We start from the raw sequence: 23,978 nt of genomic DNA, 5'->3' as shown, positions 1-23,978 counted from the left end.
GCCTTCTGTCCTTAAATTGCGCATCCTTTTATCACACCAACCGCTTGATCTGTTTATGCCGCCACACCAACCGGTAATACGCGGTCTGCAACCCCAGCATCGCCAGGTAGGTCACCGGAAACGCCATCCACACACCTTCCAGGCCGAAGTGGGCGTTGAGCAGGTACGCCATCGGCAACTCCACACACAGCACGCAGAAGATCGAGATCGCCACCGGCATCAGCACCACGCCGCTGGCACGCATGATCCCGCCGATCACGGCCTGGAAGCCGAACACGAGGATGCTCCACAACATGATGTGCAGCAGGTGCTCGGCATTCACGCGTGCGGCGTCATCGGTGATGAACAGCCCGAGCAACCAGTGGGATAACAAGTAGCCCAGCACGATCAGGCCACCGGTGAGACAGGTGTTGATCAGCAACCCGGTACGCAGAATCGGCCCGATGCGTTCCAAGCGCCCGGCGCCAATCGCCTGGGCGCCGAGGATCGAGGCAGTGATGGCAATCGACAGGGCCGGAAATTGCACGTAGTTGACGATCTGCGTCACCGCCCCATAGGCCGCCGTGGCCTGGGAACCATGGCTATTGACCAACGCCAGGATGACCAGCTCCGAGAGCGACAGAACCACCATCTGCAAGCCGGTGGGCAGGCCGATACGCAGGACTTTACCGAGGATGACGCGGTCCAGGCGCAAGGCCGCGAGCAGTTCGCGATCCGGCGCCATCACGTGGTTTTTATGGCGCAGGCGCAGGACCAGAAACAGCATCGCCGAGGCATTTCCCACCAGGCCCGCGTACACCGCGCTCTGGATGCCCAAGGGCGGCAGGCCGATCCAGCCGCGAATCAGTGCAGGGGTCAGCAACAGGCCGACCAGGGTAGAGACCATCAACGCGAGCAAGGGCGAAATCGTATCGCTGACGCCCCGCAGCAATTGGGTGTAAAGGATGAACACCAGCAACAGCGGCATGATCAGCATCATCATCTGGGCATAGCCGACTGCGTCGTCGAGCACGTCAACCGGCGTGCCCAATGCCTGCAACGCCGGGCGCGCAAACAGACTGCCCAACACCGCCGCGATCAAGCCCACCAGCGCGCCAAGGGTCAGCGTCGCGCCGGTAATCGACTTGACCATCGCGGTTTCCTGGGCACCCCAGGCCTGCCCGATCAACACCGACGCACCCGCCCCCAGGCCGATCACCAGGGCAATGAAGAAAAACACGATGGGGAACATCCCCGACACCGCCGCCAGGGCCTGAGTGCCGAGCATCTGCCCGACATAAATGCCGTTGAGCGTGCCGGAAAAACTCTGCAGGAAGTTGGACAGCACCATCGGTGCCAGAAAGATCAGATAGACCTGCCAAAGCGGGCGTTGCAAAGGGCTTTGCATGAGAAACGGGGCCTCGAAGAACTAAAGCGTCCGAGGTTTATACCGCATGTGGATCCAATGTTCCTGCGGTTTATCAGGGCAACGGTTCGAACATCAGGCGGCACTCGCTTAGAATTTGGCTGCCCATTCAAGCCACTCCCCTCTGCCCCGTGGGGAAGAGAGAAGTGACAGGGATCACATCGGATCAGCCTCGAGCAGACTGGCTAGATTTCAACATTGATCATCACCATTCCCCGCTGTGTCGCCACTACTAAACGTTCGCCCCCCAAGAAAGTCAGGGCTCGAACCTGCGCAGCAACGTTCACCTGCAATAGTGCATTCAATTCGGCATCCCAAAACCTGACGACGCCATCATCCCCTCCCGACGCCAAAAGCAATTGTGGCCTTTCATCGCAAAACGCCAGGGCAGTCACATCACCCTTGAGGTGAGTGTCATGACGTACGGCGAATCTTTCCAGCGATGGCACATGCCACATCGCAATCTGACCTTCATCAGTGCCTGCCGCCAAAAACTCTCCATCCGCGCTTTGCGTAATCGATAGAACTTGGGCGATATAACTACCGGGAATACGCAGTGTCCTGAACACTTCAGGATCCAGCGCGTGATGCCTCACCGGCGGGTACTGCGCGATCATGACTTTGGAGTATTTACTGGCAAATACGATCCGCGTAGCCGCTTCCTGTGAATGACAAGCCAGACTCTGCAATGGCTTATCCTCCTCGCCTCCCGTGAGCTGATAACTCCACTTTGTACGAGTCGGATTTGTGAAGGTATTTAACTCAGTACCAGTACGCAAATTCCAGGCACGAATCGCGTTGACCTGCCCCTCCCGGACAGACGCAAAGGCTACAGGCTCGCCGTCGTGCCATACGACATCCAGCTTGATCACCTGATTCCCTGCCTCAATAATCTTGTCTGGGACAGGCTCGCCGCCGACACCCACGAGAAAGATGCTGCCCTCTGATGCCACAACCAACGTGAGCCTTCCCGCATCCACATAGCCTGATAACGAGCGGATCCGGTGCGGCACATTCAGTTTTCGCTGCCAGGTCTGCTGTCCAGTCGCAGAGTCCACGCCGACTAGAACGCCGTGCGTAGTGCCGCCGTAAATTGATGCCGCACACCGCTCATCGACGTACATGCAATTGATGTCATCCGGAGAAAAATCGAGCTCCTTGGTCCCCCCTCCGAGTTGGGGCGTGCTGCTCAGTGTCCAAATGTTCACCGAGCCTACGGATGCGCTGATCACACAAGGAGTTCCATCGATCGTGAACGTGTCAGACCAAAATTCGTCAAGGGCGCAACCGTCCATGCGAAATGCAGGCTCCAGCGATATGGCGCTTGCCGAGGCGTCTTCCAGGTCCAGGCTAAACCGTTCAAAGAACCCCGCCCGCCGGACCTGAATGGTTACCGGCATATCCTCACCCTGCAACCACGCGTCATCGACGACCTCGCTCGCGAAATAGAGCGGCGTGAGTCGTTCGCTATCGGCTCTCCATACGCTGTAAGGGCGCAAGCTATCGACTGTGACGGCGTAGGTGATTCCGGCGATCTGCCTCAAATGGATAGACTCGACAACTCCACTATCAATGGTTGCGGGCGTCTCCCATAACACATCGAGATCCATCGACCAAAGGCACAGGCTTGGCGCACATCTGGCCGCATCAAAATGCGTATCTCCACCCGACAGAATTCTCATGCCAGCGGGAGATTTGAATGCGACAAGTTGATAAATAGTTGCGAGCGAGGCGCGCGTTTTGTATCGAACCAAACTGAAGTCAGCAAGATCCCAAAGGTACAGATCGTTTTCGCAAACGGCTCTTTTCGGCCATCTTCCCGGGGACTGCTTACCTTCATTGGCACTGACACAAAAGTAGCGGCCCTCTTGCTCAATAATCGTGAGCGCGGTGATTTCCCCGGTGTGGGCTGTGGCCGGCATCAATGCAAATCGATCCTGTTGATGCCTAAGGTTAGTGGCCCCCAGTTGTTCCCCCCAACTTGCGACCAACACCTCGCCATCAGGCGTGTGGGTGAGCGCCAGGCGAGTCACTTCCTGATCGCGCAAGGGTGCCCAACTGGCCAATTTGTGGCCATCATTGAGCCTGAACACTTCAATCAGTCCATCTGCACGCCCGACTAAAGCGACCGGCGTGTCAGGGTTCCATAAACCCGTGTTCAACGCCGTCACTCTAGAGTCACGGGCGTCTATCAAGCCGCTGTTTTTTGGACGGTTCCAGGCCGCCCAGACAGGCGTCCACTGACTGCGTAACCCATTGGGAGCGCTTGGCGCCAAGCGCGGCAAAGCCCTTTGCATGAGGGCAAGAGCCAGATAGGGCCTGCGTTCTGGCTCAGGGAGTTCCCGCAAAGTGCCAAAAAGGCTCAGGTATGTCTGCTCCAGGGAGTAACTCGATGCCGAACGTAGCGTGAGGTGACTGCGCAGAATCTCGGGATCGCTGGCCAACAGAAATTCGGGATCGGTGATTAACTCATCAAGCACACCAGCCTTGGCAGCAAAGGAGGAACCATGGCGTTTGAGATAGGGATGGGCGTTGGCCCACATGCGTTTTCCACTGCTGTCGACCGGCACAGCGGCGAATAACGCGTCCCACAATAGGCGGTAAACGGACGGCTGCTTGCCGACGATCTCACGCAGTTGTTCGGCAAGCTGCTCGTGGTACAGGCGATACACCGAACGCCCGCTTTCGATGGACTCAACAACGAAGGGGGCGGCAAAGTCCCTGACCTGAATGATGTCTTCATCCGTTATGACGCGATTGCTCAATGCACTGGCAGCAGCAGGCCACAACTCGGCCCAGGGCAGGCCCTCCCCTTGAGCGAACGCCAACGCGCTCAAAACCGTGTAAACCGTGGCCGAATCCAAGCCAGCAGCGCGTTTGTCCAGCGATGCCAGGTACTGCTTGAACGCTTGCATAAGGCCCGTGGGCAGTTGAACTATCCAGTCTGGCTGCGAAGTGTCGACTGCTTCCCCAATGTTCAACAAGGCAAGCACCACCGTATGGGCTACCAGGTAGACATGCCCTGCACGTGAGGCAACCGCCAGGGCAACCTCTCTGGCCAACTCCGGCTGTTCTCGGTAAGGCGAGTAACGCTCCGGTTCCTCATCGGCCCTGAGCCGTCGCTCGACGTACAAGGCAACGTCGCCGGACTCAAGATGGCACGCCTGGTCAAGATTGATCTCAAGGGTGTTAGCGCCCAGGGCCTGAAAGCGCTGCTCGCTTGCCGTTGCGTCAGGGCGTGTGCCGACCAACAGAAATACATGCTTGAGTTTGGACAGAGGCAAGAGCAATTGGCGTATGACGTCCTGACTGTCATCGGCCTCGTCAAGCGCGTCAATAACAATGACCGTCTTTCTCTGGCGCTTAGCCAACGAGTCCAGTACTGACGCAACGTCACGCTCGGAAAGACTGAACCCAAGCGCTATCTGCTCAACGATTTCGGCCAGGACTTTGTACCGAGCATGCACCGCCACATCGACGATACCCTGAGGTACGTGAGCATAGAGATGCCCTTCTAACGCTTGCCTTTGTACATCCTGCGCGTCGCGCGGGGCAGCAGACAAGGTCACGACACGGCCCAATAAAGCGGACTTACCGGTTCCTGCGCCGCCGGTCACCACCAGGACGCGTCCTTGCTCATCCGGCAATGCCAGCCAGTCGCCTATCTGCTGCAGTGCCTTGGTTCGACCCGTGAAATAATTACCGGAAGCGCCCAGTTCTACACCGCGCGCTTTAGGCGACCAATGCAGATCGAACACCCGCTGACTGGCCAGATCAAGTCCTGTTTTGAGATTCGGTCGATGGCGGGGGTTAGGGAACAGCAGGCAGATACCGTCTGAATGTATGGAAGAAAACTGTGCCTGCTGCTTGGGAAAGTTAACCCGCAAGTACTGTTTAACCGTCTCCATCACCTCCTCCATCGCAAGGTAAGGCTGGTTGGCCCCACCCAATCGACAGTCAGGATTACTCAGCGCCAAAGCCAACGCCGCGCTTAAGGCTCCTTCATCGGCCTGCTCACTATGACGTGCCGCTGCAATCACGTACGCCGATGTCTGGACAGGAAGTGTATTTGCCAACTTCGCGGCGATTTTTAAGAAATCGCCGGCGCCGGCACCCGCGTGACACACGTCCAATATCAACAACACTTGTTCAGCATTGGCCCTGACCATGACTCGTGCGATGTCGTCAATGGCGATGGCGGTCCGATCAAACTCAGCGCATGCCAGCGCGGTGTCATGGGTCAACAGATAAAAGCGATCCGTCCGTTCACCATGGCCGGTGTAATAGATCACCAGCAAATCATTCTCGTCGCAGCTGGCACAAGCGTCGGCAACCCATGCCTCCATCTGCACCCGCGAAGGCGACACTCCGGTTTCAATCAACTGGTAATTCAGTGATGAAAAGGCGGCTTTTACCGTGTCCAACTCATCAGGCACGCGTGAAAGCTGCCCGTGGTATAGAAAGTCACTGGTGCCCGTCGCCATTAAACGTCGACGGTAGTGATCAGAAGGCGGCAGCAATGGCATGACCTACCTCCCGCGTCGTCAAGTAGCGACAAGCATCGTGTGCTTTGGCGCCGTTACTGATACTGAGATCAACGATGGTTGGCATGAACAACGGTTCAAGTGCCTTGGTCAGCGCAACGATATCGTCGCCTGAGGAAATATTCGTCCAACACTCCACACCCGCCGGCCAATGCCCCTTTCCCTCGGTTGGAGTCGGCTCCAGCGCGTCAAAGATCAGGTTTCGCACGCCCAGCGGCGACCCCAGCGTAATCAAGTGAGTAACTGGCCACTGGGGGTTGGCACACAGGGCCTCGTAGGCAACGACCGAACCGAGTGAATGGGCCACGATCACACGAGTGTCATCGGTGATCAGTTTCGCAATACTGGCCTGTGCTTTAGCCCGAACGACATGATCATGAAAATAGCGAAATACCTGTCTGAGATCGCTGAACATCAGGCTTTCCAGAATACCGCTGAAGTAGCTCGCATTCGTCAAGGCGCTCAGCGCTTTGTGTGCCCCGGCCATGACCCAGGACTTTGTCGCCTCATCGGGGGCGCGAACGTTTGGATACGTCCGCGCGGCCTCTTCCCACCACATCTGAAGTAACTGCGCCTCCCATTCACTCGCATCGGAGACGTCATGCACCGAGCCTGCCGACTTGCCCGTCGGGCGGAATAGATCGCCATAAAAGGCACAGTCAAACGAGACGTCCTCAGGCAGATGATGCCCAGCCAACGTCACTCCATCCTTCAGTGCCGGCAGCCATTTTTCACGCAGCGAATTGGCGCCACCAAATTGATGACCAATGCCATGCACCCCAATAATTTTCGTCATCTCTTTATGCGTCCAATTAAAGATTAACGGAAGCTACGTTCAAGCCGTCCGTGGATATCAATGAAACAGGGGCGCAATGATAGCCAAGTGACACTTTCCCGGTGCAGCTTTCTTGCTCCTTGCAAAAAATAACCGCGGAGGCCGACGCAACGTTGGCGTCGGTCGGCTGGATTTTGATCAAACTGGAGCAACCGGCAGCGCACGCTTGTGTGCGGTCTTGGTGTACGCCGCCTCCACAATCGCCCTCACCCGCTCACTCACCGGCTCGCCCATCAGGTACGCATCGATCTCTTCGTACGTGCAGCCATAAGCCTGTTCATCCAGCTTGCCCGGTGCCAGTTCTTCGAGGTCGGCTGTGGGCTGCTTGTGCACCAGGTTCGTCGGTGCCCCAAGGGCACTGGCCAACAGGCGCACCTGGGTTTTGGTCAGGCCGGACAATGGCGCCAGGTCGCAGGCGCCGTCACCGAACTTGGTGAAAAACCCCATCAGAGCTTCGGCGCCATGGTCGGTGCCGACCACCAGACCATTGTGCAAGTTGGCCACGGCGTACTGCGCGATCATGCGGGTGCGGGCCTTGACGTTGCCTTTGATGAAATCCACTTGTGCGGCGCTGGCGTCGGTGGCGGTGAGGCTGGCCATCAGGCCGTCGACGCTGGCGGCGATGTTCAGGGTGTCGATGTGGTCCGGAGTGATGAAATCCAGCGAGGCCTGGGCGTCGCGCTCATCGGCCTGGGTCTTGTAGGGCAGGCGCATGGCGATAAAGCGCGCGGCGTAATCCTCAGCCCGCAGTTGCTCAACCGCCAACTGGCACAGGCGGCCGGCGGTCAGGGAATCCACGCCACCGCTAATGCCCAGCACCAGGGCTTTGCAGCCCGACTGGCGCAACGTGGTCTTGATGAAATCAATGCGCGGTTGGATTTCCCTGGCCTCACCGCCCTTCACCAGTTGCCGGTTGATATTCAGTTCCTGCGCGATACGGTCTTGCATGTCACACCTCCACGTTGCCGACATTGAATACCTTCGCTGCGTACTGCAAAAACGAGGGGTCTTCGCAGACGTTCTTCACCGGGTCATCGGAGAACTTCACCACTGGTTCGCCGTGCACCCGTACCAGCTTCATGACGATGCTCAGCGGCTCGACGCCGTCCACATCGCAAGCCAGGCTGGTGCCCATGCCGAAACCGAACTTGGCCTTGCCACGGATGTGCCGCAGGATCGGCAGGCATTTTTCGAAGTTCAGGCCGTCGGAAAACATCAGGTCCTTGGTCATCGGATCGATGCCCAGTTGTTTGTAGCGAGCCAGCACCTTGTCGGCCCAGGCGATGGGGTCACCGGAGTCCTGGCGCAGGCCGTCGTAGAGCTTGGCGAAGTACAGGTCGAAGTCCTTGAGGAAAAAGTCGGTGCTGATGCAGTCGGTCAAGGCGATGCCGAGACGGCCACGGTATTCATGCACCCAGTTCTCCAGGGCGGCGTTCTGGCTTTCGCGCAAGCGCCCCAATTGCTGGTGCACCATCAGCCATTGGTGGGCCATGGTGCCGATCAGCGGCAAGTCGAATTCATACGCCAGGTGCGCGTTGCTGGTGCCAACGAACTGGCCGGGGAAGTCGCGGCGCATGATGTCCACCACTTCGCGCTGGGCCTTGAAGGACAGGCGCCGACGGGTCGAGAAGTCGGAGACGCGCAGGTCGGCCAACTCGTCGCGGCTGAGGTTTTTCTCCAGCCAGTCGAACTTCTGGTACAGCTTGCGGGTGACGTCTTCCAGGGTCACATCCGGGTATTTGTCGCGGTTGCGCAGTTCGCTGACCAACGCGAGCACCGGCTGTTCGAACATGATGCAGTGCAGCATCGGGCCGACCACGCGGATGTTCAATTGGCCATCGACTTCGCTGACGTGGATATAACGCAGGTTGAAGCGGAACAGGCCCAGGAAGCGCTCGTAGTCCGGGGTGAGGTACTCGCGAAAGCGTGGGTTGAACAGAAAGCGCAGCTCGCCTTCACGCACCTGCAGGCTGGCGAGTTTGTCCAACTCGGCGCGCAACTGCGGGATCAAGTGGCCGAGTTTTTCCTTGGAGCGGACGATGAAGTTGTATTCCACATCGACGTTGGGGTACTGGTGCAACACCGCCTGCATCATGGTGAAGGTGTAGTAGTCGGTGTCGAGCAGGCCCTGGATGACCGGGGCGTCGTAGTCGTAGGCACTTTCCATGGTAAATCTCCTTAACGCGTGGCCATCGCGGCCAGTTCTTCGCGGGTGCGGCTGATGCCGGCACCAGCCTTGAGTAACTCATTGACAGCCTGTACGCCGCCCTCCTCGCTGATAACGCGGCACGCCGGCAGGTGCAGCACGACTTCCAGGCCGGCCTTGAGCAATTGCAGTGCGGTGGTTTTGACGCAGTAGTCCAGGGCCAGGCCGCCAACGATCACACGGGTGACACCTTGAGCCTTGAGGTACTCGATGACTCCGGTGGACAGCTTGTCGTGCAGGTCGTGGTAGCAAGCACCGTAGGGGTGCAGGTCGGGCTCGACGCCTTTCCAGATGAAGTAGTCGTAGTCATAGGGCGTGGGCAGTTCGTCGAGCAACGTGAAACCTTCAGTGCCCGGTACGCAGTGGCTGACCCATGTGAGGTCGGCGTGGGTCAGGCCGGTGGGTTGCAGCATCTCGCTGGGCTGCGCGACCACCCAGGGTGCTTGCGGGGTGTGGGCGTCCTTGCTGCCGACGCGATAGCCGGCGAGGCTGGCCATGTAGTTGAGTTCGGCACCGATCTGGTCACCACCGGCCACAGGCAATTCGTTGGGGCACAGCGGCGTGAAGCTCTTCTGAGGATCGACATCGAAAGAAGCAAGGGCAGTTTTCGCAAGGGTCATGGCAGTTCTCCTGTGGCCTGGAAACAAAAGTACACGTCATGTACTTTCATTGCAAGAAACATTTATTTATCTATTCGCCCTCAAGCACATGACATATCTTTTCGATCCGTTAGACTGAGCCCTCTTCGCCGTTCAGAAGGATTTCATATGCCACTTAGCGCCTACCTCCACACCGTCGACCTCTGCGTGCTTTTTTACTGCCGCGCAACCGGGGAACTGAAACTGTTGCTGAACAAGCGCGACGCCGAGCCCTTCGCCGGGCATTGGGCGTTGCCGGGCGTGGTGGTGAATGGCGGCGTGCAAGATCTGAGCCTCCAGGATGCCGTGGAACGCTTGCGAACCAGCGACAAGGTCGGTCTGGAGCTGGCCTGGAGCGAGCAAGTGGGCACGGTGGGCGATGCGTTTCGCGACCCGCGTTGCTGGTCGTCATCAACGTACTACTTGGCGATCGTCGCGGATGAGGTGCAACTGGGGGAGCATCAAGGCTGGTTTGGGTTGAGGGCGGTGGCGGACGGCAGCATCAAGTTGCCGTTCGATCACAACAGCATCGTCGCGGCCGTGCAGGAGCGGTTGTTCTCCAAGTCGCTGTACAGCAGCTTGCCGCTGATGTTCCTGGGCAATGAGTTCAGCGCGCCGGAGGCGACCACGATCTTTTCCCTGGTGCTGGAGCGGCCGGTGCTCAAGACCAGTATTCGCCAGCGCTTGTTGAAGCTGACGGAGGCGGGATATTTGCGCGAGACGGGGCGCAAGAAGCATGGCGAGGGCGGCAGGCCCCAGGCGACGGTGGAGAACTTGAGGCCTGGGGCGGTTTACTTCTTTGATCGCAGTTTTGCCGACTAAGCACCCTTTTCAAGCGCGATGAGGTTCAAATGTGGGAGGGGGCTTGCTCCCGATAGCAGTGTGACAGTCAGCAAATAAAGTGACTGATCCTCCGCTATCGGGAGCAAGCCCCCTCCCCCAGTTTTGATTGGGGTATGGCGTTAGCTCATCCAATTGCCGCCGTCGACGTTGTAGGTCTGGGCCACCACATAATCAGCCTCCTTCGATGCCAGGAAGATTGCCATTCCGGTGAGGTCTTCAGCCGTACCCATCCGCCCAAACGGCACCTCTGCCCCCACCCGCCGCTTCTTCTCGCCAGGCGCCAGCCCTTCATGCTTGGCGAACAGTGCATCTACCCCATCCCAATGCTCACCGTCGACCACACCGGGTGCAATGGCGTTGACGTTGATCCCTTGCTTGATCAGGTTCAACCCCGCCGACTGCGTAAGGCTGATCACCGCTGCCTTGGTCGCGCAGTACACCGCCACCAACGCCTCACCGCGCCGCCCGGCCTGGCTGGCCATGTTGATGATTTTGCCGCCGTGGCCCTGGCTGATCATCTGCCGGGCCGCGGCCTGCAAGGTGAACAGCGTGCCGGCGACATTGATCGCGAACAGCCGCTCGAAGCTGTCGCGGGTGATGTCGACGATGGGCGCCAGGTCGAACAGCGCTGCGTTGTTAACCAGGATATCCAACTTCCCGACATGGGCCACCACGGCGGCAATCGCGCCATCGATGGAGGCTTGGTCAGTGACATCCATCGCGACCGCGTAGGCCTGAGGACCCAGCTCGGCGGCAGTTTGCTGGGCGCGTTGCAGGTTGATGTCGGCAATGGCAACCGTCGCGCCTTCATTGATGTAGGCCAGGGCAAACGCGCGGCCAATCCCGCGCGCCGATCCAGTGATCAGCGCGCTTTTACCTTCCAGTCGTTTCATGGGTGTTGTCCGTCAAGGTTACTTGGGATAGCCGGCGCGTTTCATTTCGCGCTCGGTGGTGGACTGCGCCTGCAACAAGGCCTGGTCAACCGTCATGCCACCGGTAAGCGCCGCTGAAAACAGCTTGCCGACCGAGGTGCCGATGGCCTGGAACTCGGGGATGGTCACGTATTGGATGCCCACGTACGGCACCGGTTTGGCTGAAGGATGGGCAGGGTCGGCGTGTTTCATCATCTCCAGCGTCACCTGGGCAAACGGCGCGGCCTTGAGGTAAGCCTCGTTGTAAGTGGATTGGCGCGTGCCCGGCGGTACGTTGGTGATGCCCTCTTTATCGGCGACCAGTTGGATGTAGTCCTTGGAAGTGGCCCAGGTGATAAAGGCCTTGGCGGCGTCCTTGTGCTTGGAAGTGGCCGGGATCGCCAGGGACCAGGCGTAGAGCCAGGATGAACCTTTGTCGGTCACCTCAGTAGGCGCGGCGGCGAAACCGACGCTGTCGGCAACCTTGCTCTGGCTGGTATCGGTGGTGAAGGAACCGGCGACGCTGGCGTCGACCCAGATCGCGCACTTACCACTGTTGAACAGCGCCAAGGTCTCGTTGAACCCGTTGCTCGACACGCCTGGCGGGCCGTATTGCTTGAGGGTATTGACGTAGAAGTTGGCGGCGGCGGTCCATTCGGGGCTGGTCAGCTCGGGCTTCCATTGTTCGTCGAACCAGCGCGCACCAAAGGCGTTGGCCATGGTACTCAACAGCGCGATGTTCTCCCCCCAGCCGGCCTTGCCCCGCAGGCACATGCCGTACTGACCCTTGTCCTTGGCGGTGAGTTTGGCGGCGAACTCGCCGAGTTGGGTCCAGGTGGGATGCGCGGGCATGCTCAGGCCGGCGCTCTTGAACAGGTCAGTGCGGTAGTAGGTGACGGTGCTTTCGCCGTAGAACGGCAAGGCGTAGAGGGTGTTATTGACCGACAAGCCCTGGCGCACTGAGGGGAAGATATCGTCGGCGTCGTAATCGGCCGGCAGCTCGGTCAACGGTTCCAGCCATTGTTTGGCGCCCCACAACGGGGTTTCGTAGGTGCCGATGGTCAGCACATCGAACTGCCCGCCCTGGGTGGCGATATCGGTGGTGAGGCGTTGGCGCAGAACGTTTTCTTCAAGCACTACCCAGTTAAGTTTGATGCCAGGGTGCTGCTCTTCGAACACCTTGGACAGGCGCTGCATGCGGATCATGTCGCTGTTGTTGACCGTGGCGATGGTCACGGTGTCGGCCGCATGACCGGGTATAGCCATAGCCAGGCCGGACAGCAGTAACAGTGCTTTGGGAAGCGTTAACATGGCGGTTTCCACCTGTTGTTTTTGTTGTTGAGCACCGATTACAGCAGCTTGGCCAAGCCCTCACAAACGCCTGGCGAATGCGCGGCTGATACTTTTTTAACCGCACACTCAGGATCAAAAAAGTATCAGTGCCGGGCGAAAGCGGGGGTAGCCTGCCCCGTGCAAACCCGCGTATTTTGGTGTAATCCAACGCACAAGAGGCAGCACCATGCCCGTCAGCCGCGCCAAACTGTTCGAGCACCGCCCCGCCGAACTCGAAGTGATCTTGCCCGAACCCGACCACTGCTTTCGGTGGTTCGAACACGATTACCCCTATGATCTGGCGCGCTGGAACCACCATCCCGAATTTGAAATCCACCTGATCCGCCAAGGCACCGGCAAGCTGGTGGCGGGCGACTATATCGGTGCATTCAGCGCCGGCCATGTCGCATTGATCGGCCCGGACCTGCCCCACGACTGGATAGGCGAACTGGCCCCCGGCGAACACTTGAGCGGGCGCGATGTGGTGCTGCAATTCGATGGCGCCGCCCTGCTCGCCCTGCGCAATACCTTGCCGGAACTCGGGGATTTGCAGCCGCTGTTCGAACAGGCCCGGCGCGGCCTGGAGTTCACCGGTGCCAGCGCCGCAAAGGCTGCGCACCTGCTGGAAGCCATCGGTAGCGCCCATGGCCTGCAACGGCTGATCCTGTTCCTGCAATTGCTCGACACCTTGAAAAACGCGCCGCCCATCCAGGTCAAGGCACTGGCCAGCCCCTGCTACGCGCCCACGCTGGATGCCCGCAGCGCTGAACGCATCAACAAGGCCTTCGACTACCTGATGCGCGAACTCACTGGCGACGTGCGCCTGTCGGTCATCGCTCAGCAACTGGAGATGAGCGAACCGGGATTCTCGCGGTTCTTCAAACGCAACACCGGCCACGGTTTTATCGACCTGATGCGCAAATTTCGCGTGCAGCGCGCGTGCCGGTTGTTGCTGCACAGTGAGCGGTCGGTGGCGGATATCTGCTTTGAAGTGGGCTACGCCAACCTGTCCAATTTCAACCGGCACTTTCGGATCGAGATGAACCAGACGCCGAGCGAATATCGCCGCGACACCGCGATGCATCTGTTCAATCCCATTGAAAAAATGACACCCAGTCATTTCTGATCAAAAGGTCGACTAATTCGCCTTTTTTCTAGGCCATTCAAGCCATTGGGCAAAGTTGGTACAGCCTGTGCAAACGTTTGCGGTACGAACTTGACCGCCAAGTTCCCCCTTACCTGAGCAATCGGGTTCAAACCGCGTACGAATAGGGACTTTCAATGCACCTCACCTCAAGGCCTCGCGCCTGCTTTGGTGTTTCCTTGCTACTGGCCGCCGTTACGGGAGTACTCAGCACACCCATTTTGGCGCAGGAAACACCTGCCAATGACTCAGCACAGGGCGAAACCCTCAGCCCTGAAGCCACACAATCGAATAAAGGCCCTTACCTGTCGCAATGGTTCAACCAGGACCTGACGCTGATCGGCAGCAAAGACATCAGCTTCGGCCCCAAGCCGTCCGATGACATTTACCTGGAATACGAGTACTTCGGCCGCAAAGGGCCCTTCGAGCTGTATGGCTACATCGACGTGCCGAAGATCCTCGGCATTGGTAACAGCAACGACAAAGGCGCATGGGACCACGGCTCGCCGGTGTTCATGGAGCATGAGCCGCGCATCTCCATCGACTACCTGGCCGGTCGCAGCCTGGCCATCGGGCCGTTCAAGGAATGGTACGTGGCGTTCGACTGGATCTACGACCACGGCAGCAACAAGGAAAACCGCGCCAACACCCTGTACAGCGGCCTGGGCACCGACATCGACACCCACTCGCGGGTCAACCTGTCGGCTAACTTCTATGGGCGCTACCAGTGGGAAAACTACGGTGCCAGCAATGAGTATTCCTGGGACGGCTATCGCGCCCAGATGAAGTACATCGTGCCCATCGGCAAGTTCGACAACGGCGCTTCGCTGACCTACATCGGCTTCACCAACTACGATTTCGGCTCCAACCTGCACAAGGACAACCCGGCGCGCACCGCCAATTCCATGGTGGCGACCAACGTGCTGCTGTACTCGTTCACCCACCTGCGCTTCACGCTGGTCGGGCGCTACTTCCATAACGGCGGCAACTGGGAAGATGGCAGCGAGTTGAATTTCGGCGAAGGCAACTTCCGCGCCCGCTCCGATGGCTGGGGCTACTACGCCGGTGTCGGCTACCAATTCTGATCAAGGAGCATGAGATGAACACGTTTACCCGTCTATCGATGGCCATCGGCATGGCCCTGTTGCCGCACCTGGTGCTGGCAGATACCCCGCCACCGATCAAACCCAAAGTGATGCTGATCACCATGTTCGCGCCCGAGGCACAAACCTGGATCGACCGCCTGCAACTCAAGCAAGAAGTGCGCGTGCCGGGCCTGTCCGCCGAATACCCGGTGATCCGCTGCAACACCCAGGACGTTTGCCTGCTCGTCACCGGCATGGGCCAGACCAACGCTGCCGCCTCCACCCTGGCCCTGGCGTTGTCGCCCAGGTTCGACCTGCGCCAGAGCTACTTTCTGATTGCCGGGATCGCCGGCATCAGCCCCAAGCACGGCACCATCGGCACCGCTGCCTGGGCGCATTACCTGGTGGAGTTTGGTACGCAGTGGGAACTGGATTCGCGCGATGCGCCCAAGGACTGGCCGACCGGCTACATCGGCATCAACACCAAAGGCCCCAACGAAAAACCGCCGCTGGACTACAAGACCGAAGTGTTTGAGCTCAACCCCAAGCTGCAAGCCAAGGCGTTTGCCCTGTCGCAGAAAGTCGAGCTGACGGAAAGCAAAGAGTCGACGGCCTGGCGCAAGCACTACCCCGCCGCCCCGGCCAACCAGCCGCCGCAAGTCACCCGCTGCGACACCCTGGCGGGCAACACGTGGTTCTCCGGCACGCGCCTGAGCGAACGCGCCGAGGTCTGGACCAAACTGCTCACGGATAACAAAGGCGAATACTGCACCACCCAGCAGGAAGACAACTCCACCTATGAGGCCCTGCTGCGCGCCAGTCGCGAGGGCTTGGTGGATATTCAGCGCCTGGCCGTGGTGCGAGCAGGTTCCGACTTCGACCGGCCTTACCCTGGCTACAGCGAGGTGGATAACCTGCTCAACTATGCGGACCAGGGCGGGTTCGTGCCGGCGCTGGAAAACCTGTACCGCACGGGCAATCCGCTGGTGCAGGCAATCCTCAACAACTGGTCAGCCTGGGAAAAAGGTGTTCCCGACGCGTGACGATCCCTGTGCCGGCGATGGCGTGCTTAGGGCCAATCGCCGGTAAGCCGGCGCCTACGGGACCGTATCAGGGCAGGAAGATAATTTTGTCTGCACTGCCCTGGTTCACGTCTTCGTAGCACTGCGTCCCTTCGGCCAGCGCCACTTCGCGCAGGCCAACCGGCAGCGGCAGCAGCCCCTCATCAAAAAAGCGCCCGAACTGCTCCAGCATCACCGCGCACTGCTCGCAGCTGTAGAGCAATGAATTGATCCCCACCACCGAACCTCCCTTGCGGTACAGCGCCAGAGCCGGCAATTGCACATGACCGTCCACGGGCGCAGCAATGATGGCGATACGGCCAAAAGCCGCCAGACCCGCCACGGCGGCAGGCAGCCAGAAACCGGTGGTGTCGAAGATTACGTCGGCGCCGCCTGCGAACACGGCATTTACTTGCGAACCCAAGTCTTGCGGTTTAGCGAGGCTAATCGCCTCGAAACCTTGCGCCTGCAAAACCTCGACCTGCTCAACCCTGCGCACCGCCGCCAGCACCCGGGCGCCACGGATTTTCGCCAGGGCCAACGCCGCACTCCCCACGGCACCGTTGGCGCCGATCACCATCAACCGCGTGCCTTTGCCCACACCGCTGCGCTCCAGCGCATCCCAAGCGGTGGTGTACGGCACACCCAGGCTCGCCGCCTGGGCAAAGCTCAAATGCGTAGGCTTATGGGCCACGCCCTTGGCAGACACCGTGAGGTATTGAGCGTGGGAGCCATCGGCAAAAAAACCAAGATCGCGGCCGGTGCCCCAGACTTCCCGGCCCACCAATGCCTGCGGGCCTTCAACCACCACGCCAGCAAAATCGCGACCAGGAATGCGTGGCAGCGTGGTGTAAGGAAAGCGACCGAGCACGTTCTTTACATCGCTGGGGTTGAGGCCCGCAGCCTGGATTTTTACCAACACTTCATCAGCGCCCGGCACCGGAGTGGGAACGTCGATAAAGCTGAGGGCATTGAGATCGCCAGTGGCGGAAAATTGCAGGGCTTTCATGGGCAGTACATCCATCGAAAAGAAAAAGACTTCAGGACAACCAGGCACTGACCAACTGTCGCCCCATGGGCCACAGTTTTTCGCCGATCAACATGCCCATTAGGCCGACAAGCGCGATGGCCGGCGGCGCGGGTGAGCGAAAATCCAGCGCACCATAAATCACGCCGACAAACAGGCCAATGGCGAGGGAAATCAAGTAATTCATGGGGGCAGCGCCGTGTGGGTTGGTGGGCTCAGTGTAGGGAGCCCCTCCCGCTGGCATCGGCCAACTGCTTCAGGATTTCGGCCAAACCTCAGCCGGTGTAGTGCGAAGGGGCAACACCGAGTTCGCGGCGGAACATGTCGCTGAAGCTGCTCGGCGAATAACCCAGGGACCGCGCAATCCCGCTGACCGACTGGCCCTGGATCAACTCCGCCACCGCCGTGGCGAGTTGCACTTGCCGGCGCCATTCGGCGAACCCCATGCCCAGGTGGTTCTGGAACAGCCGCGCCAGGGTACGCACGCTGGCACCGGCCACCTCGGCATGCTGCTCGAAGGGGATCACCAGGGAAGGCGCAGCCATGACCGCCTGGCACGCGCTGATCAGTCGACGGTCGGCTTCAACCGGCATGGCGATGCGGATCCGGGAGCGACGCGCCCGCTGCAACTCCAGCAGGGCCAGGCCGACCACCGCGTCGTAATACGCACCGTCGCCGCTATCGCCCTCCTCCACCAGCGTGACGATCAACTCGCGCAGCAACCCACCGACCTCAATCACCTGCACCTGGCTGTCCAGCGTCGCCGCCAAGGCAGGACGCAGGTAGATATTGCGCATCTGCAAATCCGACACTACGCGAATCCCGTGCTCGACACCCGGCGGCAGCCATACCGCGCGCTGTGGCGGCACCACCAGGGCTTCGCGTGGGGTCTCGACCCACATCACGCCGCTCATGGCGTAAAGCAATTGGCCCCACTCGTGCCTGTGGGGTTCCACATACCACCCACGCGGGTAAGTACGCGCCAGAGGTTGCACGGGGACAGCGTGATCACTGAGGTCAGGTGGCGCGGCCAGGGCCATGGGACGTACGTCAGTCTAAGATGAGCCACCATGGTAATGACCACCGCCCGACAATCCGAGTGAATTTTTGGCGCTCGTGGCGATCACTTGCTTACACCACCAGGGTTGATGGGCCGATGAATAACGCAAAACTGTTTGTGATCGATTACACCCTCCATGGCGAGGCCAAGTCATTCATTATCCGCCTGGAAAAACTCGATGCCGCCGAAGCTTGGCATTGGGCAAGCTGCGATGCCGGCGTCGGTCGTATTGGCCGTTTCGCCCGGGAGCAGGTCAAGAAGACCAGCCAGGTTCAGGCCGAGAAATTCGGCATCACCAACGTGCAATGGCGCCGCTCGGACGCGCGCGCCCAGGCTTGATCAAGGAGAGATACCCATGAATGTATGTGGCCAGGTCAATGGCAAGGCTCGGATTGATTACACCCAGGACACCCTGTTTGGCCCACTGGCCAGGCATGTGGAATGCCAAGTGAGCGTGCAGCGCAAACCCGACAGACTCGTACTGAAGGTGTTTCAGCCGCTCCCGGATGATCTGCATGCAGCGAAAACGGTGGTGTTTGCCCTGGAGGGACGGCGGACCAGCGGGGTGGTCAGAGGTCGGCAGCGCCTGTCGGACCATAGCCTCCGGCTGGAGTTGGAAACCCAATAGCAGCTAACAGATAGATCAAATGTGGGAACGGTTTTGACCGCTCCCACCGCATTCAACCGTTGGCCGACTTGGCACACTCGCAGCCCGTAGCCGCAGCACAGGGTTCACCATGGGCATGGTGCTCGGCACAGCCCTGGCAGCAATAGCCCTTTCCGTCTTTCATCACCGCTTCGACACCCAATACACATTTGCAGTGTGGGCAGGCACAGGTTTGATCTGGCATGGTCAGACTCCTTCATCATGGTCGTCTCGGTACGGCGAGCGCCGGCACCTTAAGCAATGACTGCCGGCTCACGCAGATCGTTCAAACCATCAGTCGGTGCGCGTATTGCTGCGATACATGAACACCAGCGCCAGCGCCAAGCACACCATCGCCAGCATGCGACCGCCCGACAATTCGATGGCAGGGTTGCCCAGCCAGCCGAAGTTATCGATCAGCATGCCCATGCCCAACTGCCCGGTGATCACCGCCACAGTGGCCACCGCCGTGCCGACCACCGGCACCGCACCGACCATCACCATCATGTACACCACGCCGAACAGCGCGCCGGTCAGCTGCCATTTAGGCACGTCCAAGAGGCTCAACGCCTGTGCCGGTTCAAAGAAGAAAATCAACAGCGCGGTGGTGAGCGCGCCTACGGCAAAGGTCAGCAAACTGCTGCGCAACACACCCACCGTCTGGCCCAGGCGACCGTTGATCGCCGCCTGCACACTCAATACCGCACCGGCCGCGATGACCAGTACCAACAACAGAATCAGATTCATCGTCTTACCCTCGTGCGATCAGAACAAGTGCCACCACAATCAACGCCAGCGCGATCCAGCGCTCTCCATTGACTCGCTTGCGCGTCGTGCCGAACCAACCGAAATGGTCGATCAGAACGCTCTTGCCCACCTGTCCTGACAGAATCGCGATCATGGTCATCGCAATACCGATGTGCGGCGTGGCCAGGGTCAGTACCACCACGTACATCGGCCCCAGAAAACCGCCGATCAGCTGCCAGCGCGGCAAGTCCGTGAGCGCCGGGCCTTTTTGCGGACCGCTGAACAGCAGCAGCAAATACAGAATCGCCGAGCCCACGCCGAAGATGCTCAACGTCGCCCACAGGTGCCCCACCTGCACGCCCAACGGGCCGAGTAAACCGGCCTCCACCGACAAGCCCATACCGGCGAGGATCACCAGCGGCAACAACAGCAACCGCAGAAGGTTTTTTTTCGGCGTGGCGTTCGCCACACCCTCGATAGAACTGGCCTGCATACATCACCTGCGCATCAACAAATGGATTAATGGCGCGCATTATCCAGTGGCCGTCCTGTGCGATAAATGGGAGCATGCCAACAACACCTTTGCGCAAAACGCACAGCCTGGAGCCATGATGCAGGGTTTGAACGAGTTGAGTTTCAAGGCGCTGCGCCTGTTCGTCGCAGTGCTGGACCACGGCAGCTTCTCCGAAGTGGCGCGCCGCGAAAGCCTGGCGCCCTCCTCGATCTCGCGGCAGATCCAATTAATGGAGCAGGCCCTGGGGCAACAGTTGTTGTATCGACACACCCGCGCCGTCAGCCCCACCGAGGCTGGGCGCCTGCTAGGGCGGCACGCGCGCCTGATGCTCGAACAACTGGAAGCCGCCGGCCAGGCCCTGCAGGAACAGGAAAGCGAGCCCAGCGGCCTGGTGCGTATCAATGCGCCGATGGTGTTCGGCCAGCGTCACCTCTCACCCTGGCTGGGCGAGTTGTGCCGCCGCTACCCCAAGCTGCAACTGGATATCCAGCAAACCGACACCTACGTCGACCCTCTGCAAGATGGCACCGACCTGCTATTTCGCATCGGCGTGCTCAACGACTCCGGCATGCAGGCCCGTATCTTTGCGCCCCAGCGCTTTCGCATCGCCGCCAGCCCTGCTTACCTGGCGAAGCACGGCACGCCCTCGCACCCCGATGAACTGATCAACCATCAATGCCTGGCGTACAAGGGCATCACCGGCCAACAACGCTGGTTTTTCCGCCGCGACCAAGGCGACTGGACGCCCTACAGCGTCAAAGGCCCGATCACTGGCAACCACGCCGACACCCTCACCCACGCCGCCGAACAAGGCCTGGGGCTGGTGGTGTTTCCATCCTGGTTGATCGGCGAAAGCTTGCGCGCCGGCACGTTGCACGCGGTGCTGACGGAGTACGAAGTGGCGACCACGCTGGAGCCGCAGCAAATTGCGGCGTTGTGGCCAGGGAGCCGGCGCTTGTCGCTGAAGGTGAGGACCGTGATTGATTACTTTGTGGAGTGTTTTGGGGCGGTGCCTTATTGGGATCGCTGACTCAAAACACCCATTGCCCAATCAACCATGCATTCGCCCCACTGATCACCACAAATAGAAACCACACCAACACCCTGGTGGGCAGGCTATTCACAAACGGTCCCATCAGTTGCTTGTCGCCAGTCATGCGAATCAGCGGATACAGCGCAAACGGCAGCTGCAGGCTCAGCACCACCTGGCTCAGGATCAGCAATTTGCCGATGGCATCGTCACCCATCAGCCACACCCCGAGAAACGCCGGGATCAGCGCCAGCCCCCGGGTAATCAGGCGCCGCTGCCAGCAGGGAATGCGCAGGTTCAGGTAGCCTTCCATGATCACTTGTCCGGCGATGGTGCCGGTAAACGTCGAGCTTTGCCCGGAAGCCAGCAAGGCAACGCCGAACAGGATGCTGGCAAAGGCGCCACCCACCAACGGATCGAGCAGGTGGTAAGCATCCTGGATTTCCACCACGTCGGTGTGGCCGGTCTTGTGGAATGCGGCGGCGGCGAGTACCAGGATGGCGGCATTGACCAGCAGGGCCAGAGCCAGGGAGCCGATGGTGTCGATGCGCGCCAGCTTGACCGCGTCCTGTTTGCTGGCCAGGTCTTTACCGATCAGGCGGGTCTGCACGATTGAGCTGTGCAGGTAGAGATTATGGGGCATCACCGTAGCGCCCAGAATGCCGATGGCCAGGTACAGCGGCGCGGCATCGCTGATGGCCGACAGTGACGGCGTGAAGCCGCTGAAGACGTCCGGCCAATACGGTTTGATCAACACCAGCTCGATAAAGAAACACACCCCGATGGTCGCCACCAACGCCAGCATGATCGCTTCCAAGCGGCGAAAGCCTCGGTTTTGCAGGGCAAGGATCAGCAGCGTGTCAAAGGCCGTGATCACAATACCGGTCGTCAGGGAAACGCCTAGCAGGAGGTGAAACGCCAAGGCGCAGCCGAGCACTTCGGCCAGGTCGGTGGCAATGATGGAGATTTCCGCCAACGCCCATTGGGTGCGGGCGGAGCGCTTGCTGTAGCGCTCGCGGCATAACTGCGCCAGGTCTTTGCCGGTGGCGATGCCGAGTCGCGAGCACAGGCACTGCACCGCCATGCCCGCCAGGCTGGCCAGCAGCACCACAAACAGCAGGCTGTAGCCGTAGCGCGAACCGGCCTCGATGGCCGTAGCCCAGTTGCCCGGGTCCATGTAGCCAATGGAGATCAGCAGGCCGGGGCCGGCAAACATGAGGGCACGTTTGAAGAACGACGCCTTGGGATCAACGGCGACAGAGCCCGCCACTTCCGGCGGGCAGAACGGGGCGGTAGCAATTTTCGGCAGGCTGAATTTCACGCGGTATCCCAGGCAAACACACTCGACACCGCGCAGCTTATCAGTCGGACGCGACCGTGCGCATCACCGTGTCCCGTGGCAGGTCAAACGCTTCCACCACCTGCACCACGAGGTCCATCTCCTGGTTCAGCGCCTCACGCTCCATGCGCTGGCGAATCACACCGATCACCAACACCGCCAGTGTCGTAATCGAATACGCCGGACCGGAAAACGCCCGAACACCACTCACCAGCAGCATCGCGGCCGCCAGTGCCTGCCCCACCACCGGAATCGCTGAGGCCGCCCCACGACGCAGGATAAACCCGGTCAGCCCCGCCAGCGCCGTGCCGCTCAAAGCCGTAGTGGCCGAGCGCCCAACATCGAAACGCTTGAACAGGCCCTGCTCTTTTTGCGCGGCCGCCTTGAGCTCGGCGTCGAATACCTGCCGGTCGGCATTACTGAGCTTGTCCTTGTACTGCTCGATCAGCTTTTGCGCCACCTGGGTTTCAATGTCTGCCAGCGCAACCGTTTCAAGCGACTCGTCAAACTTGATCCCCAGGCGCTGCGCCACGTCTTCGGCGATCTGGCGATAACTTACGCCATGCCCACGAGCCAGGTTCATAAAGCTATCGCCGCCCATGCGCTGTAACTCGATGGCCAGTTTGAGCGGCTCGCGCACCTTGGCATCAATCGATGCACTGCGCTTTTGCGCCATCAGTTCGGCGAGGAATTTCAACTCCTCCGGCCGCGCCTGCACCAAGGCTGGGAACAGTTCCACATCCTCCTCGGCAAAGCGCACCTCGCTGCTTCGCAGGTCGGAGCGAATCATGCCGCGTCGCTCGTGCAACAGGTCGGTGTACTGCACCACCGTCTGCAATTGCGGCCAATAGGCGGCGTGATCGAAGGTAGCCAAGTGCACATTGGTGATCTTGGCCTTGAGTGCCGGCGTCACCTCAATTGCATAACGACCAATGCAGCGCTCGGTGTCCGGCTTAATGGCCAACGCCCAATCCTTGCTGGAGTGGCAGTTGATCAGCCGGCCCTTGAGTGGCGCCGACACCTCATCCCACGGGCTCGACGTGCAGATCGCCCCGCCCATCAGCAGTAGATTGTCCAACGGCAGTTCCCGCGCAGTTTCAGGGCTGGCCAGGAGGCTCTTGACCAGAATCCGCGCGCCCAGGGAATGGCCGATCAGGTTGATACGCCGCACGTTCAGCGACTCACCGTGCAGGTAACCCGCCAGCTCCGGCAGCAAACTCTTGGCCACTTCGTCCACCCGCGCCTCGACGCTTTTGTAGTGGTCGAGGAAATAGGCAATCGCCTTGCCCACGCCGACGGTCGCTGCGCCGACACTGCCGCCGCCGAGCATCGCGCCGATCACGTCCTTGAAAGGCGCAAACAGGTTTTCCAGGAAGTGCCCCGCGGGCCAGAACAGCATCAGGTTGGTGGAGCCTTCGATGCCCGCCAACTGCGCCTTGAAATTGCCCAGTTGTTGCCGGTTGAAAAACGCCGAATAACCGTGAACATAGAGATTGAGCACGTCCCCCTGAGGCTCGCCACACAGTAGGAATGTGGGCTTGCGGGTGCGGTGCATTTCATCCCACTGGTGTTGCATTGGGCGGTGACTCCGGGTGACAAGGGTGGGCGATA

Annotated in this window: 23 protein-coding genes; 7 read left to right on the top strand and 16 right to left on the bottom strand. The window is 59.9% G+C overall.

Annotation, left to right across the window (positions count from 1 at the left end; translation table 11 throughout):
• Nucleotides 1-31: 31 nt before the first annotated feature.
• From LRO94_RS11790 to LRO94_RS11765, 6 genes are all read right to left on the bottom strand, one after another.
• Nucleotides 32-1,387: an MATE family efflux transporter gene (locus LRO94_RS11790; protein WP_032885342.1), complete on the bottom strand. Its 1,356-nt coding sequence runs from the start codon at nucleotides 1,385-1,387 to the stop codon at nucleotides 32-34.
• 203 nt (nucleotides 1,388-1,590) lie between these two features.
• Nucleotides 1,591-5,931, bottom strand: a complete 4,341-nt coding sequence (locus LRO94_RS11785; RefSeq protein WP_233897017.1) for an AAA family ATPase — start codon at nucleotides 5,929-5,931, stop codon at nucleotides 1,591-1,593.
• On the bottom strand, nucleotides 5,909-6,745 hold the full coding sequence (locus tag LRO94_RS11780; RefSeq protein WP_032885344.1) for a hypothetical protein: 837 nt from the start codon (nucleotides 6,743-6,745) through the stop codon (nucleotides 5,909-5,911). The genes LRO94_RS11785 and LRO94_RS11780 overlap by 23 nt, the downstream gene beginning before the upstream one ends.
• Nucleotides 6,746-6,922: 177 nt before the next feature.
• Nucleotides 6,923-7,732 (bottom strand): ammonia-dependent NAD(+) synthetase, encoded by an 810-nt coding sequence (gene nadE, locus LRO94_RS11775; RefSeq protein ID WP_179179180.1) that lies wholly within the window; start codon nucleotides 7,730-7,732, stop codon nucleotides 6,923-6,925.
• 1 nt (nucleotide 7,733) lies between these two features.
• A complete protein-coding gene (gene pncB, locus LRO94_RS11770; RefSeq protein WP_032885346.1) occupies nucleotides 7,734-8,951 on the bottom strand; it encodes a nicotinate phosphoribosyltransferase in 1,218 nt (405 codons plus the stop codon).
• Nucleotides 8,952-8,962: 11 nt separating this feature from the next.
• On the bottom strand, nucleotides 8,963-9,610 hold the full coding sequence (locus tag LRO94_RS11765) for a nicotinamidase (RefSeq protein WP_179179181.1): 648 nt from the start codon (nucleotides 9,608-9,610) through the stop codon (nucleotides 8,963-8,965).
• A gap of 147 nt (nucleotides 9,611-9,757) precedes the next feature.
• On the opposite strand from LRO94_RS11765, the gene LRO94_RS11760 reads away from it, so the two are divergent.
• Entirely contained in the window at nucleotides 9,758-10,450 is a 693-nt protein-coding gene (locus LRO94_RS11760) for an NUDIX hydrolase (RefSeq protein ID WP_095185974.1), read from the top strand.
• Between the two features lie 140 nt (nucleotides 10,451-10,590).
• On the opposite strand, the gene LRO94_RS11755 is transcribed toward LRO94_RS11760, so the two are convergent.
• Together LRO94_RS11755 and LRO94_RS11750 are read right to left on the bottom strand one after the other, a co-directional pair.
• Nucleotides 10,591-11,364: an L-iditol 2-dehydrogenase gene (locus LRO94_RS11755; protein WP_095185975.1), complete on the bottom strand. Its 774-nt coding sequence runs from the start codon at nucleotides 11,362-11,364 to the stop codon at nucleotides 10,591-10,593.
• A gap of 18 nt (nucleotides 11,365-11,382) precedes the next feature.
• Nucleotides 11,383-12,648 carry an ABC transporter substrate-binding protein gene (locus LRO94_RS11750; RefSeq protein WP_371854025.1) on the bottom strand — a complete coding sequence of 422 codons (1,266 nt, stop codon included), beginning with the start codon at nucleotides 12,646-12,648 and terminating at the stop codon, nucleotides 11,383-11,385.
• Nucleotides 12,649-12,901: 253 nt separating this feature from the next.
• Here LRO94_RS11750 and LRO94_RS11745 point away from each other — a divergent pair, with 253 nt between their 5' ends.
• The 3 genes from LRO94_RS11745 (at nucleotide 12,902) to LRO94_RS11735 (ending at nucleotide 15,986) form a co-directional block, all read left to right on the top strand.
• The gene (locus LRO94_RS11745; RefSeq protein ID WP_179179182.1) at nucleotides 12,902-13,840 is read left to right on the top strand and encodes an AraC family transcriptional regulator; all 939 of its coding nucleotides are present in this window, start codon (nucleotides 12,902-12,904) and stop codon (nucleotides 13,838-13,840) included.
• A 155-nt stretch (nucleotides 13,841-13,995) separates the two neighbouring features.
• Nucleotides 13,996-14,943 (top strand): nucleoside-specific channel-forming protein Tsx, encoded by a 948-nt coding sequence (locus LRO94_RS11740; protein WP_032885352.1) that lies wholly within the window; start codon nucleotides 13,996-13,998, stop codon nucleotides 14,941-14,943.
• Between the two features lie 14 nt (nucleotides 14,944-14,957).
• The gene (locus tag LRO94_RS11735) at nucleotides 14,958-15,986 is read left to right on the top strand and encodes a purine-nucleoside phosphorylase (RefSeq protein ID WP_179179183.1); all 1,029 of its coding nucleotides are present in this window, start codon (nucleotides 14,958-14,960) and stop codon (nucleotides 15,984-15,986) included.
• 67 nt (nucleotides 15,987-16,053) lie between these two features.
• Here LRO94_RS11735 and LRO94_RS11730 read toward each other — a convergent pair whose 3' ends face one another.
• From LRO94_RS11730 to LRO94_RS11720, 3 genes are all read right to left on the bottom strand, one after another.
• Nucleotides 16,054-17,013: a quinone oxidoreductase family protein gene (locus LRO94_RS11730; RefSeq protein ID WP_122681445.1), complete on the bottom strand. Its 960-nt coding sequence runs from the start codon at nucleotides 17,011-17,013 to the stop codon at nucleotides 16,054-16,056.
• Nucleotides 17,014-17,044: 31 nt separating this feature from the next.
• Complete coding sequence (locus LRO94_RS11725; RefSeq protein WP_081797626.1) at nucleotides 17,045-17,218, bottom strand: DUF1427 family protein; 174 nt, start codon at nucleotides 17,216-17,218, stop codon at nucleotides 17,045-17,047.
• Nucleotides 17,219-17,306: 88 nt separating this feature from the next.
• Nucleotides 17,307-18,071 carry an AraC family transcriptional regulator gene (locus LRO94_RS11720; protein ID WP_095185980.1) on the bottom strand — a complete coding sequence of 255 codons (765 nt, stop codon included), beginning with the start codon at nucleotides 18,069-18,071 and terminating at the stop codon, nucleotides 17,307-17,309.
• Between the two features lie 116 nt (nucleotides 18,072-18,187).
• On the opposite strand from LRO94_RS11720, the gene LRO94_RS11715 reads away from it, so the two are divergent.
• Nucleotides 18,188-18,430, top strand: coding sequence for a DUF6555 family protein (locus LRO94_RS11715; protein ID WP_032885356.1), 243 nt, complete (start codon nucleotides 18,188-18,190; stop codon nucleotides 18,428-18,430).
• Between the two features lie 16 nt (nucleotides 18,431-18,446).
• Nucleotides 18,447-18,719, top strand: coding sequence for a hypothetical protein (locus LRO94_RS11710; protein WP_032885357.1), 273 nt, complete (start codon nucleotides 18,447-18,449; stop codon nucleotides 18,717-18,719).
• 52 nt (nucleotides 18,720-18,771) lie between these two features.
• Here the strand turns inward: LRO94_RS11710 and LRO94_RS11705 are convergent, their stop codons facing one another.
• From LRO94_RS11705 to LRO94_RS11695, 3 genes are all read right to left on the bottom strand, one after another.
• Complete coding sequence (locus tag LRO94_RS11705; RefSeq protein ID WP_095185981.1) at nucleotides 18,772-18,942, bottom strand: metallothionein; 171 nt, start codon at nucleotides 18,940-18,942, stop codon at nucleotides 18,772-18,774.
• 89 nt (nucleotides 18,943-19,031) lie between these two features.
• Nucleotides 19,032-19,484 (bottom strand): DMT family transporter, encoded by a 453-nt coding sequence (locus tag LRO94_RS11700; protein ID WP_032885358.1) that lies wholly within the window; start codon nucleotides 19,482-19,484, stop codon nucleotides 19,032-19,034.
• Nucleotides 19,485-19,488: 4 nt separating this feature from the next.
• The gene (locus tag LRO94_RS11695; protein ID WP_032885359.1) at nucleotides 19,489-19,977 is read right to left on the bottom strand and encodes a DMT family transporter; all 489 of its coding nucleotides are present in this window, start codon (nucleotides 19,975-19,977) and stop codon (nucleotides 19,489-19,491) included.
• 118 nt (nucleotides 19,978-20,095) lie between these two features.
• On the opposite strand from LRO94_RS11695, the gene LRO94_RS11690 reads away from it, so the two are divergent.
• Nucleotides 20,096-21,028 carry a LysR family transcriptional regulator gene (locus LRO94_RS11690; protein WP_095186030.1) on the top strand — a complete coding sequence of 311 codons (933 nt, stop codon included), beginning with the start codon at nucleotides 20,096-20,098 and terminating at the stop codon, nucleotides 21,026-21,028.
• 1 nt (nucleotide 21,029) lies between these two features.
• Here the strand turns inward: LRO94_RS11690 and LRO94_RS11685 are convergent, their stop codons facing one another.
• Both LRO94_RS11685 and LRO94_RS11680 read right to left on the bottom strand, forming a co-directional pair.
• Nucleotides 21,030-22,349: an Nramp family divalent metal transporter gene (locus LRO94_RS11685; RefSeq protein ID WP_032885360.1), complete on the bottom strand. Its 1,320-nt coding sequence runs from the start codon at nucleotides 22,347-22,349 to the stop codon at nucleotides 21,030-21,032.
• Nucleotides 22,350-22,389: 40 nt separating this feature from the next.
• Nucleotides 22,390-23,943, bottom strand: coding sequence for a DUF726 domain-containing protein (locus LRO94_RS11680; protein WP_179179185.1), 1,554 nt, complete (start codon nucleotides 23,941-23,943; stop codon nucleotides 22,390-22,392).
• Nucleotides 23,944-23,978: the final 35 nt, after the last annotated feature.

The organism is Pseudomonas sivasensis (assembly GCF_021391435.1).
GTDB lineage: Bacteria > Pseudomonadota > Gammaproteobacteria > Pseudomonadales > Pseudomonadaceae > Aquipseudomonas > Aquipseudomonas sivasensis.
Note: the sequence above shows the minus strand (reverse complement) of the source record. Positions and strands in the feature narration are given on the sequence as shown.

Bases quoted from the DNA above. Each gene is read 5' to 3' on its own strand.
- LRO94_RS11765 (WP_179179181.1), bottom strand. From the start codon at position 9,610: ATGACCCTTGCGAAAACTGCCCTTGCTTCTTTCGATGTCGATCCTCAG.
- LRO94_RS11690 (WP_095186030.1), top strand. From the start codon at position 20,096: ATGCAGGGTTTGAACGAGTTGAGTTTCAAGGCGCTGCGCCTGTTCGTC.
- LRO94_RS11730 (WP_122681445.1), bottom strand. From the start codon at position 17,013: ATGAAAGCCCTGCAATTTTCCGCCACTGGCGATCTCAATGCCCTCAGC.
- LRO94_RS11745 (WP_179179182.1), top strand. From the start codon at position 12,902: ATGCCCGTCAGCCGCGCCAAACTGTTCGAGCACCGCCCCGCCGAACTC.
- LRO94_RS11790 (WP_032885342.1), bottom strand. From the start codon at position 1,387: ATGCAAAGCCCTTTGCAACGCCCGCTTTGGCAGGTCTATCTGATCTTT.
- LRO94_RS11680 (WP_179179185.1), bottom strand. From the start codon at position 23,943: ATGCAACACCAGTGGGATGAAATGCACCGCACCCGCAAGCCCACATTC.
- LRO94_RS11720 (WP_095185980.1), bottom strand. From the start codon at position 18,071: ATGGCCCTGGCCGCGCCACCTGACCTCAGTGATCACGCTGTCCCCGTG.
- LRO94_RS11710 (WP_032885357.1), top strand. From the start codon at position 18,447: ATGAATGTATGTGGCCAGGTCAATGGCAAGGCTCGGATTGATTACACC.
- LRO94_RS11705 (WP_095185981.1), bottom strand. From the start codon at position 18,942: ATGCCAGATCAAACCTGTGCCTGCCCACACTGCAAATGTGTATTGGGT.
- LRO94_RS11700 (WP_032885358.1), bottom strand. From the start codon at position 19,484: ATGAATCTGATTCTGTTGTTGGTACTGGTCATCGCGGCCGGTGCGGTA.
- pncB (WP_032885346.1), bottom strand. From the start codon at position 8,951: ATGGAAAGTGCCTACGACTACGACGCCCCGGTCATCCAGGGCCTGCTC.
- nadE (WP_179179180.1), bottom strand. From the start codon at position 7,732: ATGCAAGACCGTATCGCGCAGGAACTGAATATCAACCGGCAACTGGTG.
- LRO94_RS11725 (WP_081797626.1), bottom strand. From the start codon at position 17,218: ATGAATTACTTGATTTCCCTCGCCATTGGCCTGTTTGTCGGCGTGATT.
- LRO94_RS11780 (WP_032885344.1), bottom strand. From the start codon at position 6,745: ATGACGAAAATTATTGGGGTGCATGGCATTGGTCATCAATTTGGTGGC.
- LRO94_RS11760 (WP_095185974.1), top strand. From the start codon at position 9,758: ATGCCACTTAGCGCCTACCTCCACACCGTCGACCTCTGCGTGCTTTTT.
- LRO94_RS11750 (WP_371854025.1), bottom strand. From the start codon at position 12,648: ATGGCTATACCCGGTCATGCGGCCGACACCGTGACCATCGCCACGGTC.
- LRO94_RS11715 (WP_032885356.1), top strand. From the start codon at position 18,188: ATGAATAACGCAAAACTGTTTGTGATCGATTACACCCTCCATGGCGAG.
- LRO94_RS11695 (WP_032885359.1), bottom strand. From the start codon at position 19,977: ATGCAGGCCAGTTCTATCGAGGGTGTGGCGAACGCCACGCCGAAAAAA.
- LRO94_RS11785 (WP_233897017.1), bottom strand. From the start codon at position 5,931: ATGCCATTGCTGCCGCCTTCTGATCACTACCGTCGACGTTTAATGGCG.
- LRO94_RS11740 (WP_032885352.1), top strand. From the start codon at position 13,996: ATGCACCTCACCTCAAGGCCTCGCGCCTGCTTTGGTGTTTCCTTGCTA.
- LRO94_RS11755 (WP_095185975.1), bottom strand. From the start codon at position 11,364: ATGAAACGACTGGAAGGTAAAAGCGCGCTGATCACTGGATCGGCGCGC.
- LRO94_RS11735 (WP_179179183.1), top strand. From the start codon at position 14,958: ATGAACACGTTTACCCGTCTATCGATGGCCATCGGCATGGCCCTGTTG.